11 protein-coding genes are annotated in these 14,035 nt (G+C 43.7%); 9 read left to right on the forward strand and 2 right to left on the reverse strand.

Annotated features, from left to right (window positions below; all coding sequences use genetic code 11):
- Positions 1 to 182 precede the first annotated feature (182 nt).
- From QUB25_RS02030 to QUB25_RS02055, 6 genes are all read left to right on the forward strand, one after another.
- Positions 183 to 1,559 (forward strand): oligosaccharide flippase family protein, encoded by a 1,377-nt coding sequence (locus tag QUB25_RS02030; protein WP_333034722.1) that lies wholly within the window; start codon positions 183 to 185, stop codon positions 1,557 to 1,559.
- Positions 1,560 to 2,115: 556 nt separating this feature from the next.
- Entirely contained in the window at positions 2,116 to 2,478 is a 363-nt protein-coding gene (locus QUB25_RS02035) for a transposase family protein (protein ID WP_333059079.1), read from the forward strand.
- A gap of 340 nt (positions 2,479 to 2,818) precedes the next feature.
- Positions 2,819 to 4,384 (forward strand): hypothetical protein, encoded by a 1,566-nt coding sequence (locus QUB25_RS02040; protein ID WP_333059078.1) that lies wholly within the window; start codon positions 2,819 to 2,821, stop codon positions 4,382 to 4,384.
- A 263-nt stretch (positions 4,385 to 4,647) separates the two neighbouring features.
- On the forward strand, positions 4,648 to 5,214 hold the full coding sequence (locus QUB25_RS02045) for a hypothetical protein (RefSeq protein ID WP_333034726.1): 567 nt from the start codon (positions 4,648 to 4,650) through the stop codon (positions 5,212 to 5,214).
- 675 nt (positions 5,215 to 5,889) lie between these two features.
- Positions 5,890 to 7,245 (forward strand): ATP-binding protein, encoded by a 1,356-nt coding sequence (locus tag QUB25_RS02050; protein ID WP_333034728.1) that lies wholly within the window; start codon positions 5,890 to 5,892, stop codon positions 7,243 to 7,245.
- 108 nt (positions 7,246 to 7,353) lie between these two features.
- Complete coding sequence (locus tag QUB25_RS02055; protein WP_333181862.1) at positions 7,354 to 8,730, forward strand: ATP-binding protein; 1,377 nt, start codon at positions 7,354 to 7,356, stop codon at positions 8,728 to 8,730.
- A gap of 189 nt (positions 8,731 to 8,919) precedes the next feature.
- Here the strand turns inward: QUB25_RS02055 and QUB25_RS02060 are convergent, their stop codons facing one another.
- Positions 8,920 to 9,699 carry an ion transporter gene (locus QUB25_RS02060; protein ID WP_333181863.1) on the reverse strand — a complete coding sequence of 260 codons (780 nt, stop codon included), beginning with the start codon at positions 9,697 to 9,699 and terminating at the stop codon, positions 8,920 to 8,922.
- Positions 9,700 to 9,745: 46 nt separating this feature from the next.
- Between QUB25_RS02060 and QUB25_RS02065 the strand changes: the two genes are divergently transcribed.
- From QUB25_RS02065 to QUB25_RS02075, 3 genes are all read left to right on the forward strand, one after another.
- A complete protein-coding gene (locus tag QUB25_RS02065; RefSeq protein WP_333181864.1) occupies positions 9,746 to 11,773 on the forward strand; it encodes a pentapeptide repeat-containing protein in 2,028 nt (675 codons plus the stop codon).
- Positions 11,774 to 12,049: 276 nt separating this feature from the next.
- Positions 12,050 to 12,571, forward strand: a complete 522-nt coding sequence (locus tag QUB25_RS02070) for a hypothetical protein (RefSeq protein WP_333181865.1) — start codon at positions 12,050 to 12,052, stop codon at positions 12,569 to 12,571.
- Positions 12,572 to 12,646: 75 nt separating this feature from the next.
- Positions 12,647 to 12,991 carry an NAD(P)H-quinone oxidoreductase subunit M gene (locus QUB25_RS02075; RefSeq protein WP_333034736.1) on the forward strand — a complete coding sequence of 115 codons (345 nt, stop codon included), beginning with the start codon at positions 12,647 to 12,649 and terminating at the stop codon, positions 12,989 to 12,991.
- A gap of 205 nt (positions 12,992 to 13,196) precedes the next feature.
- Here the strand turns inward: QUB25_RS02075 and QUB25_RS02080 are convergent, their stop codons facing one another.
- Positions 13,197 to 13,553 carry a hypothetical protein gene (locus tag QUB25_RS02080; RefSeq protein WP_333059072.1) on the reverse strand — a complete coding sequence of 119 codons (357 nt, stop codon included), beginning with the start codon at positions 13,551 to 13,553 and terminating at the stop codon, positions 13,197 to 13,199.
- Between the last annotated feature and the right edge of the window lie 482 nt (positions 13,554 to 14,035).

Raw genomic sequence — 14,035 nt, forward strand, 5'->3', positions numbered from 1 at the left:
TGTGGAGTAAGTATGAGATTAAATGGTACTTTTATTGCAAGATGGACTCTCCAGGCCCTTCCTCCGTATACAAATTAAGATACTGTACAGTCAGCTATAAAAGTGGCAACACCATCCTCTAGGAGTTGCCAAAAACAAATTCAGCAACTACACTCGTCATTAAGTAAATAAATTCTGAGTATATGTCATCAGGAAAAAAATTAGCTATCAAAGGTGCAGCCTGGACGATCGTCAGCTATGGAAGCAGTCAAATTATCCGATTTGGCAGCAACTTAATTTTGACGCGCCTGCTTTTGCCAGAACTATTTGGTCTGGTAGGTCTAGCCTACGTGTTCATCATAGGGATCAACTTATTTTCAGACATAGGTCTAGGCCCAAGCATCATCCAGAATAAGCGCGGGGAAGATCCTCTATTTCTCAACACCGCGTGGACAATGCAAGTCATTCGCAGCTTTTTCGTTTGGATTTGTTTGATTATAATTACCCAGCCTGTTGCGAGTTTTTATGGAGAGCCCCGTCTCCTGTGGTTGATTCCACTAATAGGTATAAATTCTTTAATAGGAGGCTTTAAATCCACTGCCACAGCCAGCCTAGAACGCCAAATGGCAGTGAAGGAAGTAGTAATTTTTGAGTTGGGTCAACAGATTGTTTCTACAACAGTGATGATTGTCTGGGCCTGGTTCGATCCCAGCATCTGGGCGATCGTTGCAGGCGGCTTTACTGGAGCTTTAATAGAGGTAGTATGGAGCCATTTTTTGATTCCCGGCAAGTCAAACCGCTTTGCTTGGGATAAAGAAGCAGCTAAAGAAATATTTTCTTATGGCAAATGGATATTTTTGTCTACGGCTTTGTTTTTCTTGTGTTCTCAAGCCGATAGACTCATCCTTGGGAAAATCTTTACTTTAACAATGTTGGGTATTTATGGCATAGCTTTTACTCTCGGCGATATGCCGCGCCAAATAATTATCGCCATTAGCAGCAGGGTGATTTTTCCCTCGATTTCTATGCTGGCAGAGTTACCCCGGGAGGAGTTGCGTGCGAAGATACTTAAGAACCGCAAGCTAATTCTAATACCATTAGCCGTAGGTTTAGCAATTTTTGTGAGCTTCGGAGATCAGTTAATTTTAATACTTTATCCGAAAGAGTATGTGGCGGCATCTTGGATGATGCCAATCTTGGCTTTAGGTATCTGGCACACCACCCTGCACAATATGATGGGTTCTTGTCTGCTAGCCGTAGGAAAGTCTCAGTACCAAGCTATGGGCAATCTGCTGACTTTTGTGAATCTATGTATAAGTATACCGTTGGCATACCACTTAAAAGGTAATTTAGGTGCCGTGATTGCTATAGCTCTCGGCGACCTTCCTACCTATGCAGTAATTAGCTACGGTTTGTGGAAAGAAGGACTAACTTGTTTTTTGCAGGATATTCAATTAACAGGGCTGTTTGTAGGGGTGCTGCTCATTATAATTTGGGGTAGAGTGGCTTTTGGTTTGGAGCTGCCGATAGATAAAATATCACCGATGGATTTAATCCCAATTAATCAACTGTTTCAGTAAACAAAAAGGAGTATCCGCTCAATAATCCGGGGTAAATCGCTCAACGATTCACCTCAAATGACGCAAAATCGTTTTTGAGTGGGTAGTCCGCCCCGAATTAGTGAGCGGATACAAAAAGGACATTGTATGTTATGCTATCATAAAATATAATCAGCAAAGTAGGGCTATTTATTTTTTTACAAATAGGGCTATTGCGAGAAATATCTCGCGTTGCCACGAGGCATACTAAAATGATATTTTACCATAAAAGAAGTGGCATCATAAATTTATTCAAAGAAAACGAACAGCCGGAAAAAACGCCACAAAGTTTGCTGGGCTGTAGCAGACATTACATCAGTTAAATAATCTAAAGATACAGAAAAATCCACAGCAGAAATAGAGAGACTCAGGTACACAATCAAGGTAAACGCATCTTAACTGGAACCCAAAATATGCTACAGTTAAATCGGACTAATTTTCTATGTAGTTTGTGGTAGCTTATTGGTGCTATCAATGGCAAGAGGTTTTAGTAAAACTGTAACTTCGCAACAAAAACAAATAGATTCATTGCCTGAGCGTGAATATTGTAACTGCCAGTTTTTTAGAAAATTTTGTCACCTTGAACGACTTAAGAATAGAAAGAAGTAAAGAAGATTTGCTCAAATATATTATCGCGATTACGATTCTAGCTATCATCAGCGGTGCAGACGGATGGGTGACAATAGAAGCCTATGGTAACGCCAAAGATGAATGGTTAAAAAGCTTTCTAGAATTACCGAATGGTATACCATCTCATGACAGGTTTAGTCGAGTATTTTCTCGAATTGAACCGCCAATACTCCGGACAGTTTTTATATGGCCCAAGGGCTTATGCTCGGTTGACTTTGAGCCACTGTGGATAATTAAATCAATGTCAGCTCCACCCCTGACTTACATTTAATTCGACTTTTTTATGCTCCTGGCCCCGCGTAAGCTTGTAGTCTCGTTCCAAAAACTGTCCGGAGTATTGAAAAATCTAAAATCTAAAACAGTCCTGGACGCAACTGGCACAATGGTAGTGCGATCGACGGTCGTCAATACCTCTGTCGATCGAGCAATTTTAAGCCATTACGCACTGTACAAGCTAAAATTTAAAATCTAAAATCAGTATACTTCGTTGCAGCCCTTTCGCCTGGTAAAAAAAAACGGGTTTCTGGGGGCCGGGAGTGCATCTAGGACTGTAAAATTTAAGAGGGAAAATTTGGTAGTTAATTTTCAGCAGAAATAGGAGAGAAAGATTTGTGAGTATTTTTAACAAAAAAATTAATCCTTCACCCTTCGCTATTCTGCCATTCAAACAGCCGATCGACCGCACGGCCATCTTCCTCATGCTAGTGCTGAGCGTCTTAATCGGACTGCTGCTGCTGAGCGGCGATCGCACAGCACCCAGAGTGCGAGAATTTACCTGGGAAAATAAACAAATCGGCGCCGAAGATACCGGCTTTATCCTCACCTTCTTTCGGCCGATGAACCAGTCCACCGTCGAGGAAAACTTAAAGCTAGAACCCCCCCTCCCCGGTAAATTTAGTTGGGCTGGAAGACGCATGGCTTACACCCTCAAAGATCCAGCACCCTACGGCGTTACCTACACAGTCAAACTCGCCGGAGCAACCGACAAGTATTTCGGAGAAAACAACCAAAAAAAAGGAACGCCAATGCAACCGTTTAGCAGTTCCTTTCGCAGCCGCGATCGAGCTTTTGCTTACATCGGTGTCCAAGGCGAAACAGAAAGCAGATTAATGCTAGTCAATCTCACCAGCAGCGACTCGAAACCGATACCGCTGACTCCCAAAGATTTAGTCGTTACCGATTTTAAACCGTATCCTGACAGCGATCGCATTTTATTCTCCGCCACAGATCGATCGATCGCCCGTACTCGCGGCACCCTCAATCAAGAACTATTCACAGTCACCACCGGCCTCAACCCCCAATCGGGATCAGGAACTCAACAAAAATACCCAGCCGGTAGAATCGACAAAATCTTAGACTCCAAAGATTACCAAAACCTCAAATTCGACCTCTCAGCCGACGGAAAAATCATAGTTGTCCAGCGCGTCAACCGCAGCAATCCCGGCGATTTCAGTCCTTGGATTGTGGAAGAAAAAGTGCCGCCCCGACCGTTGGAAAATGAACAAGGCGGAGATTTTATGATTCGCCCCGATAGCAAATCGATGGTAATATCTCAAAAACAAGGATTAGCGATCGTCCCCCTCAAACCGGAAGCAGACCCAGTAGAATTTTTGCCAAAATACGAACAAGTATTGGGTATGGCCCGCGACAACTCTGCCGCCGCCTATGTTAAATACAACAGCGACTTTACTCGATCGCTTTTCATCTTAGATAACCAAGGTGTAGAACAAGAAATATTGCGTATTCCCGGCAGCATTATGGCCGTTTATTTCGACCCCCGCAAAAACCAAGACAACCAAGTTCAGCGTCTTTACTGTTTGTTAGCCCAACGCCTCAAAACAGAAAGCTACAAAGAACAGCCTTTCATCGCCACCATCGACCTCAAAAAAGAGGGTACTCGTTTGGTAGGAACCATCAAACCGCTGCTGATTTTGCCCAACCAATTAGATACCCAAATCAGTTTATCTCCCGACGGGCTGGCATTAATTTTCGACCAATCAGTCACAGCAGCAACTCCCTCAGTAGCAGACAGTCCCCGCAACGATAGTGGACAGTCGATCGCCACCAGCCGCCTCTGGCTGCTACCCTTAGTAGAAATATCGGCAGACGGTTCTCCCGCAAAACTACAGCCAGAAGAACTTCCCTTTGCCGGCTATCACCCCCGGTGGCTCCCCTAAATCGATTTTAGATTTTAGATTTTAGATTGACCGATATTGGTAAATATCAATAGGTTAAGGTGCGCCCATAAACACTAAGCGTTGAAATATGCTCGGTGCACAGCCTACTTTTACTAAATTGATTTGAAATTTGAAATTTGAGATTTTTGATTTGAAATTGAGTTGATACTAAGCCATACTGGTAAATATTACAAACTTTTGAAACGAACTCAGCAGCCGGCAATTTCACATCTCAAACCTCAAACCTAAAATCTAAAATTATCATGACTCCCGAAGAAATTAGCAATACCCTTAAAGACTTATTTGGTGACAGTGTTGAGATGCCTGCTGCCACTTCTTGGCAAGTAGAAACGCCCAATTTTCGCCTGTTAGTCCTCCTTTCTGAAGACGGGAGTTGGCTGCGGATTTTGCTGCCGATCGCCGATGCCCAGGAAGCTCAACCATTTCTTGATAAACTGCTAGAAGCTAACTTTGACACCACCCTCGAAACTCGCTACGCCTTACATCAAAACGTTTTGTGGGGAGTATTTCAGCACAGTTGTGCCACACTCGCGGCCGCAGATTTCTCGGCCGCCGTCGCCCGAGTGCTGGCTTTGCAAGAGCGAGGTTTGTCCGACTTTTTCGGCGGTTTAATAGAAAGCCGCATCCGTCAAATCATCAAAGCTGCCAAGATGCAGGGACAGTCTGTGGAAACTACTCTTCAGACTTTAGACCGTTTCTACGCAGAGGGATTGATGGGTGAAATGGAACTAGGGCGAGAGTCTCGCGAAAACACTCTCGCGGCTTGGCGGTATCAGCTAGAACGCCTTTGGCCGGAGGTGGAACCCTAAGACGATTGGAGATTGCAGATTGCAAAAAACTTATGACTATCTAGGTTCGGAAGTTGCCTAAAGTTGCATTTCTTTTGACTGGTATAGGGACTGCGGCTGACGGTTAGGATGTTCTTAATTCCACAAACCCTTGCGGAACATTGCTTCTTCCTTCTCTCCTAGATAACTAAAGCCTTCCATCCGTTACATTCGGTTACATCCGAAGAAAGCGAATCGGTTGCCGAACTTTCTTTGGCCTGGGCCCTAGTCTTGACAATTGGAGGCTGCAAGCCCCTTGGACGATGGCTAATCCGAACCCTCGAACCCTCGAAGGAGGCCCGTATATTCACTTATAACCTACTCGCGGTTCTCCAATTCCCTTCTATCACTAGAACAATGGTATAATTTATCACAATAATGCGTTATAAATATTAAACATTTTACGAAAACACGCGATCGCAGGTATATCATGGTAAAAAGTTTACAGCAGAGTTCAGTAAGTTCCACAAAAGCTTCGATCGTTTAATATTGACTTAGAAACAAAATCTTTAGCAGACAATGCTACTGCGATCGGGTTTTCCCATGGGGTGCTGTTGTAATTTCACAAATGAGCAACTACCCGCTACAAATTACCCGTTACGAATTAATAGCAACTTAAGTTGTTCATGAATACAATTTTTAACAGGGGTTTCATCTATGTTTGCTGTGCGTGAGATTAGCTCGGAGTTATCAGTGTTGCATATAGCTGAAATTTGTACTTGGAACATCTCCTTAGAATCAACTCTCCTAGACCTGCCACTCTACAACTGCCAAATTGAATTAACTCAACAGGCAAAAGAAGTAGCCCAGGCTTTTGAACAAAATTCCATGCTTCCCGGCGTCATTTTGACAGAGGGGGGTAATTTTGTTGGCATAATATCCAGGCGTCTATTTTTTGAAAAAGTTAACCGCCGCTACGGATTAGAAATGTTTTTCAAGCGACCCATAGAGGTATTGTACAAGTTTTCCAAGCCAGAACCGCTGGTACTTCCCGGCAGTAAATTAATAGTAGAAGCCGCCCAGGAATCGCTTTACAGGTCAGGAGAATTAATTTACGAACCCGTAGTAGTGGAAATAGCCCCTCAGACCTACAAGCTGTTAGACGTACACCAATTAATGGTCGCTCAATCAAGAATCCACCAATTAACAAATAAGTTACTCCACAAACAAACCCAGGCCAAACTCATCCAAACAGAAAAAATGGCGAGTTTGGGGAGGATTGTAGCAGAAGTAGCCCACGAAATCAGAAATCCGCTGAACTGTATTTGGGGAAATTTAACTTTTCTGCTGTCCTATTTTGAACACTTGCTCCAGCTAATGTCGCTTTATGAAGAAGAATATTCGGCACCGTGTGCCCGAATTGATGCCCTTAAAAAAGAAATTGAATTTGATTTTTTACAAGAAGATTTGCCGATCACCTTAGAAGGGATGGAGTTGGGAGCCTCGCAATTGCTAAAAATAGTTAACGGGCTGCACCACTTCTCTCACATGGACGAGACAAAACCAGCCGAGACAGACATTCACGAATGCGTGGAGATGACGCTGTTAATTTTGAAAAACCGCTTTAAAAACAGCATAGAAGTGGTTAAAAATTACGGCGAACTGCCGCTAGTTAGTGGCTACTCCGGTCAGTTGAGTCAGGTATTTTTGAATTTGTTAGTTAATGCTCTAGACGCCCTGACAGACTACGCAGCCGATCGAGAAATACACACCCCGTGCGGGGACAACTGGCAGCCCCAAATCGAAATTACCACTAAAGTTATAGAAACCGAACACGGCAAGAGGGCCGCAATTTGCATTGCCGATAACGGGCCCGGCATTGCCCCAGAAAATCACAAGCAGATATTTGAAACCTTTTTTACCACTAAACCAGCAGGCAAAGGCACCGGTATGGGGCTGGCTATCTGCAATCAAATCGTCACAGAAAAGCACGGCGGCCAACTGAGAATGCGATCGCAACCAGGTAAGAACACTGAATTTGAAATTCTCCTGCCTATAGTTGGCACAACATGATTAACTCAAGAATATTCTCGGTTGTTCGCTCCTGCGGTGAAATGATAGGGTAGCTTAGTAGTAGGTTCTCATTTCACTTTCCCAGCGTTTCGGCAACTAAAAGTTCCAGTGGCAAATAAATTCAGTTCCAAACTCCTTGGCCCTTCACTCTCCGAAGGCAGCCATCAAGACCTTTCCCTAGAGTCTACCCTCTGGGATTTGCCCCTGTATGACTTTCAGGTAAAATCGAGCTGCTTGGCCGTGGCAGTTGCCGAAATGTTTGAACAGCATCCCCTAGTGCCGGGGGTCGTCTTGATGGAAGCAGGAGAGTTTGCTGGCATGATATCCCGCAGGCAACTGCTGGAATATTTGCTTAAACCCCAAGGCCCAGAGCTCTTTTTGCACCTGCCGCTGAAAGTTCTCTACAGTTACGCTCGCGTCGAAATATTATTAGTCGCAGAGAGTACAACGATTTTGGCAGCAGCCCCACAAGCTCTGCGTCGCTCGCCCGAATTGCAGGCAGAACCCATTGTCGTCCAAATAGACTCCCAATCTTACCGACTCTTAGACCCTAACGCACTAAACATCGCGTACTGGCAAATTCGTGGCATCGAAACTCAAGTCCGCTACGAAAGAGCCCAAACTCAAATGATTCAAAGCGAAAAAATGGCTAGTTTAGGGCGTTTAGTCAACGGAGTAGCCCACGAAATTTTAGATCCGGTAGGCTTTATTTGGGGGAATTTAACCTACGTCACCGACTACAGCAAAAACTTGATGGAGTTGCTCTCAGCTTACGACGCATACTGTACTGACCCCCCACCGGAAATAGCACGGCTCAAGGAAGAGATAGACTATGACTTTTTGCAAAACGATTTCCTCCGAACTGTTGCCAGCATTAAAGCCGGAGCCGAACGGTTGAGCAAGTTGGCAAGCAGTTTGCAAAACTTCTGCCACATCGACGATATTTATCCCAAACCCACCGACTTGCACGCCAACATAGACAGCATACTTTTGCTGCTCAAAAGTCGTTTGACTAGGGAAATCCAAGTAGTGAAAAACTACGGCTACCTGCCACCAGTGCCATGCTATGCAGGACAGCTAAACCAAGTATTTATGAATATCTTGACCAATTCTATTCATACGTTAATTAACGAAGCAGTCGGTCAAGAATTGGCGAAAGAGTTCAAAGGTGGAGGACTCAAAGACTTCGATCGCCAGCCTAAAATTGAAATCACAACTCAAGTCTGCTGTCCAGAACCTGCGCCGGATTTAGACAAACTTCATGTTCGCTGGGTGTCGATTTGCATATCAGATAACGGGCCAGGAATGTCACCTAGCAAGTACAAAAAAATCATTGAATCATTCTCTACGGAAAAACGCGCCCTCAAAGAAACGAGTTTAGCAGTTAGCTATCAAATTGTGACGGGCAAACACGGCGGTGCGTTCAGAATGCGATCGGAGTTAGGCAGAGGCACTGAATTTGAAATTTTGTTACCCTTAGCTTAAAGAAGGAAGAGGGAAGTTCGGCAACGGATTCGCTCGACGGATGTAACGGATGTAACGGATGTAACGGATCTCAGGAAGAAGGAAGAGGGAAGAAGTTACAGTGTATTCCTGATTTATGAAGTATAGGACACGGCAATGCCGTCTCCCTACCCATTATCTGTACTGCACTCAACAGTCAACAGTCAACAGTCAACCATTCTCTAATTGACTGCCGCACATTTTACAAAATCTAGCATTAGCATCGTGTACAGACCAACCGCAACCTTTACAAACAGCTTCTCCGTGATTAGCACTTTTAACTAAGTGTTTAATCAAATCCCCCAATTGCCAAGGAATTAGAGCAATTCCCGTCAAAATCATCAAAATAGTCAGAAAACGACCGGATTCCGAAATCGGAGTAACATCGCCAAATCCCACGGTGGTCATGGTGACAACCGAGAAATAAACAGCATCCAAAAAAGTTCCAAAACTTTCGGGATTGGCCGGATGTTCGACTTGATAAATTAAACCAGAATAAACAAAAATTATTGCCAGCAAAGTAAACAAAATCCGAGCAAAAATCACCCCATCTTCGCTGCTGATGCGGAAAATAGAAATTTTTAATTCCAGAAAGCGGATGAGTCGGAGAATTCTAAACCAGCGGAAAATTCGGATAAAACTAACGTTGACAAATCCCAGTAAAAATGGTAATATTGCCAGCAAATCAATAATTGAAAAAAAACTAAAAATAAATTTAACTCGATTTTCGGCACACCATAGTCGCAATAAATACTCAAACACAAAAACAACTAAAAGCGCTGTATCGAGAGTTTGCAAATTAATTCTAACAGTTTCCGAAATCGGGTAAGTTTCGGCGATGAAGCTGGTCGAAGATAAGAGAATTAGTCCGGTAAGAGTTAAATTGACGGTTCTGCCAATTGGGGTTTCGATGTCTTCGAGATAAAATCCAATTTGCGATCGGGTTAACATAGATGAGATAATTAATACCATTTATGAGGTAAGGGAATTATCGCATATGAGTATCGAATTAACTAAGGGTGAAAGGTTCAATCTTTCTAAAGAAACTCCTAATTTCAGTAAAATTGCGATCGCCCTGGGGTGGCAAGTCAGTCAGAAAGCACAAAACTGCGACATTGACGCATCAGTTTTTATGTTAGCGGCGGACGGTCGCATTCCCGAGGAAAAGTATTTTGTATTTTACAACAATCTGACCTCGCCGGACGGTTCGGTGCGACATTCGGGAGACAGCAGGAATGGACAAATTGAGGGAGATGATGAGACGGTTTATCTGGATTTGAGTAAAATCAATTCGGCGATTCAGGAAATTGTGTTTGTGGTGACTATTCACGACGGACAGCAAAAAAATCAAAGTTTTAGTCAAGTTGAAAATGCTTTTATCCGGCTTTACAATTCAGAGAATCTTAGCGAATTGGTTCGGTACAATTTAAATCAGATTTTTTCCCAAGAAACGGCTTTAGAATTTGGACGGTTGTATAAGAAGAATGGCGAATGGAGGTTTCAGGCTGTAGGACAGGGATATAATGCTGGGTTGCAAAGTTTTGTAGACAAGTATTATGTTGAGAATGCGGTTGAGAAAAGCTCGAATGCTGGTGAGAAAGTTGATGATGCTGAGGTTGTCAGGCGGTTTAGCGATCGGGTCGATCGGTTATTGCGCGAAGAGGCGATCGATCAGACAGCGCTTCCAGCATCTAGCGAAGCGGTAGAACAGCCTGCTGCTACTCCTGTAAATGCGGATACTGTGCAATCTCAGGAAGAGGCAAAAATACATGATTCTGCACTAGAAAATTTGGAATCAGCTATCAGTGCTGAGGATTTTTTACAACGGTATAATCAGGGAGAACGAGATTTTGTGGGAGTTAATCTAGCCGGAGTAAATCTGAGCAGACAATCCCTGAGTGAGGTTAACTTGAATAGCGCTAATTTCAGGGGTGCAGAACTCTCTGAAGCAAACTTATCAATCATTAACTTGAGTGAAGCAAATTTATGTCATGCCAACTTTCACAAAGCTCATATTAGCTCAGCAAAATTAGAAAAAGCACAATTACTTAATGCAAATTTAAGTGAAGTAACTCTGCATGCTGTAAACCTAAGTGAAGCTAACTTGAGTGGGGTAAATCTCAGTAATGCTCATTTGTTATTGGATATTAGCTTCAAGAAAGCTAACCTCAGAAACGCAAACTTAACAGGGTTAAATTTGAGAAAATCACACTTAGCAGGTGCTGATTTGAGTAATGCAAACCTCAGTAATACTAATCTATTTGAGGCCAACCTTGAAGGGGCAAACCTTGAAGGAACCAAACTTGAACAAGCGCTGTGCAACGCACAGACTATCTTCCCCAAAGAATTTGACCCTGTTAAAGCAGGTGCTTACTTAATTGTTGCTGATGCTTCACTTTCCAACGTAAACCTAGCTGGTGTTGACCTGAGTGGTTTCAACCTGAGCGAAGCTAATTTGAGTGGTGCAAACTTAACCAAGGCAAAGTTGGAGGGCGCAAAACTCCTTCAGGCGAATTTGAGTGCAGCTAATTTGAGTGAAGCTAATCTGAATAATGCTGACCTAACTACAGCAAACCTAAGTGAAGCTAACTTGAGTAAAGCAAACCTTCGAGGTGCGAAACTAGCTGTGGCAAACTTGAGTGGAGCCAACCTGAAACAGGCAAGTTTAGAGTACGCTAACCTAGTTGCAGCCGATATGAGCAACGCTAATTTAAAAGATACAAGAGTAAGCCGTGCTAACTTCAGCGAAGCTAACCTAACTGGCGTAAATCTGGTGGGAGTAATGCTTGATGGAGTAAGTTTAAGTCGGGCTAACTTGGCTGAGGCTAATCTCTGCGGCTCAAGTTTAATGTCTGCAAATTTGAGTGGGGCAACACTTAGCTCAGCGGATTTGCGCGGGGCAAATTTGAGTTGGACAAACCTAGAAAAAGCCAACCTAAAGGGGGCGAACCTAAGTGGCGTGGCAGGTCTGGAAACGGCAAAACTCGCAGGTGCAATTATGCCCGATGGCACAATTCACGAATGAATTCGATCGCAAATATTAAACAGCAAGGTGGGCAATGTATCTGTGTCACTTTAACCGAAAGTCCGCCAGGGAATGAATTCCCTGGCTAATAGCAAAAGTCCTCTGAAGAGGACTAATGAGTTCTTCAGTCCTCTTCAGAGGACTTAAGCTATGAGGCAGGGGTTTAAACCCCTGCCGGACTGAGGGAAATAGCGTTAAATTGACACCAATGGTGTGCATCGCTCTCCATAAAAATAAAGTATGATGAGTGTGAAATATCAAATACATAGATTGTCGATGAATGAATCTGACACAGAAATTATAGAATCGACCCTCAGATGGATGACGGAGTTTGTCGAGCTACCGCATCCAGTTTTCAGCGATTTACCGATTTGTCCCTTCGCTAAAAAGGCACGCTTGGCTAATCAAATTTTATTCAAAATCGAGCGGTTTTCAGCGCTGACTGAGTTCGATCGCGATTCTGCCATAATGAAATCCATTTATGAATTTTACAATTCGGAATTTGAAATCATGGTAGTAATTAATCCCCAAAAAACAGCAATTAGTGCGCCAGAAACTAAAGAATTGATAGACAAACTCAATAATCAGATTTCAGAATTGGGCTTGCTGGCTTTTCACATCCATCCCGAAGAAGATTTTAATATTGACGGGCTTCATACTAGGAGGATGCCGTATCCGGGCTTCACCGTTCAAGTAAATTCTAAGCTGAAGCCAGCTTCCGATGCTTTAGAGAAAACTGAATATTACAAAAATTGGACTGCCGAACAACTAAAATATTTCGGGATTCCGAGAAATTGACGATCGCCCGCCCTCCCCGCGCATCTCTGTGCCATTACAATAAACTCAGCAAAAAATCTTTACACATAAGAACTCATGCAGCTTAAGTCAACAACCCGCCATATTCGCATATACACCGCCATCCTCGAAGATAACGAACTCGTACCCAGCAACGACCTTTTGACCCTCGACATTGACCCAGATAACGAACTTAACTGGAACGACGAGTCAGTCAAACAGGTATATGCCAAATTCGACCAACTCGTAGACGCATACGAGGGCGAAGACTTGACCGAGTACAACCTCCGTCGTATCGGTTCGGAGTTGGAACACTTGGTACGATCGCTCTTACAAAAAGGCCAAATCAGCTACAATCTCAACAGCCGCGCTGTCAACTACAGCATGGGATTGCCTCAAGTTGATGCCAAAATTCACCTGTAACGGCGATCGGGCGATCGGCATTTATGTCAACTTAAGATTGAAACCCATAATAAATGTCGCTTGTAGCTGAGTTTCGATCCCTCCTACTTCTCTTAATCAGGGGAGTACGGGGGGAAAACAGGGTTCTGTTTTTTCTCTCGCTTTGGGGATTTACACTTGGATACAGAGGAAAGGTGGAGATGGGGAGAATTGGGAAAATCTGCTTTTATTCTTCTTCCTGCTTGTTTCTGACTCCTGACTCCTGACTCCCGGCTTCTTCCTTCTTCCGACTGCGATCGGACTTCTCCCCCGCCTCCCCAGCATCAACCGGAGAATTTGGAACGCGATCGCGTTCCAAAAACTGTTTAACTGCAAGTTGGCGGTTGGTCATAAACTGACCCCAAGCGCCGGGAAACAGCCCATCCAAGGTTTCCACCAGCGCCCAAACCTCAAGATTCATCACTTTGTAATAAAAACTGTGAGAATGTTGAATGCTAGTGAGTATTTCGTCTATTTCAACAGCAGGCGGCAGCTTCGGATCGGGCAAATTCTTGGGAAAGGCGCTGGGCTCATGTGGGGGCATGGTTAAATACTCAACAGCTTGCAGAGGCCGGTCAGTCGATTTTAGATTTTAGATTTTAGATGGACTCCACAGATGAATCTGGGGGCTTGAACTAATATCTAATTTTTTTTGCTCTCCACGACTCCTGTCGGGGGCTTGCGTCCCTCAGTAGATGTGAGATGTGAGATTGTCGATTTTATACTTTAGATGGACTCCACAGATGAATCTGCGGGCTGGAACTAATATCTAATTTTTTTTGCTGTCCACGATTCGTGTCGGGGGCTGGCATCCGTCAGTCGATTTTAGATTTTAGATTTTAGATTGACTCGACAGATGAATCTGCGGGCTTGTATCCGTCTTTGGGTAGGGTTAAATTTAACTTCTGTTGCGAAACTAGGGTGCGAGGCACAGATGACCCTTCGCGAGAAAACCGACAATTGATATTTATTTATACCTGTCGGCTCAGGTGATTTCTACCTAGCAGCATCATACCATTATAGTTA

This window comes from Microcoleus sp. B3-D7, assembly GCF_036705305.1.
Classification (GTDB): domain Bacteria; phylum Cyanobacteriota; class Cyanobacteriia; order Cyanobacteriales; family Microcoleaceae; genus Microcoleus.

What these genes read in the sequence shown, in the direction of transcription:
- QUB25_RS02030 (WP_333034722.1), top strand. Translation starts at nt 183, where the DNA reads ATGTCATCAGGAAAAAAATTAGCTATCAAAGGTGCAGCCTGGACGATC.
- QUB25_RS02045 (WP_333034726.1), top strand. Translation starts at nt 4,648, where the DNA reads ATGACTCCCGAAGAAATTAGCAATACCCTTAAAGACTTATTTGGTGAC.
- QUB25_RS02050 (WP_333034728.1), top strand. Translation starts at nt 5,890, where the DNA reads ATGTTTGCTGTGCGTGAGATTAGCTCGGAGTTATCAGTGTTGCATATA.
- QUB25_RS02060 (WP_333181863.1), bottom strand. Translation starts at nt 9,699, where the DNA reads ATGTTAACCCGATCGCAAATTGGATTTTATCTCGAAGACATCGAAACC.
- QUB25_RS02065 (WP_333181864.1), top strand. Translation starts at nt 9,746, where the DNA reads ATGAGTATCGAATTAACTAAGGGTGAAAGGTTCAATCTTTCTAAAGAA.
- QUB25_RS02070 (WP_333181865.1), top strand. Translation starts at nt 12,050, where the DNA reads ATGAATGAATCTGACACAGAAATTATAGAATCGACCCTCAGATGGATG.
- QUB25_RS02075 (WP_333034736.1), top strand. Translation starts at nt 12,647, where the DNA reads ATGCAGCTTAAGTCAACAACCCGCCATATTCGCATATACACCGCCATC.
- QUB25_RS02080 (WP_333059072.1), bottom strand. Translation starts at nt 13,553, where the DNA reads ATGCCCCCACATGAGCCCAGCGCCTTTCCCAAGAATTTGCCCGATCCG.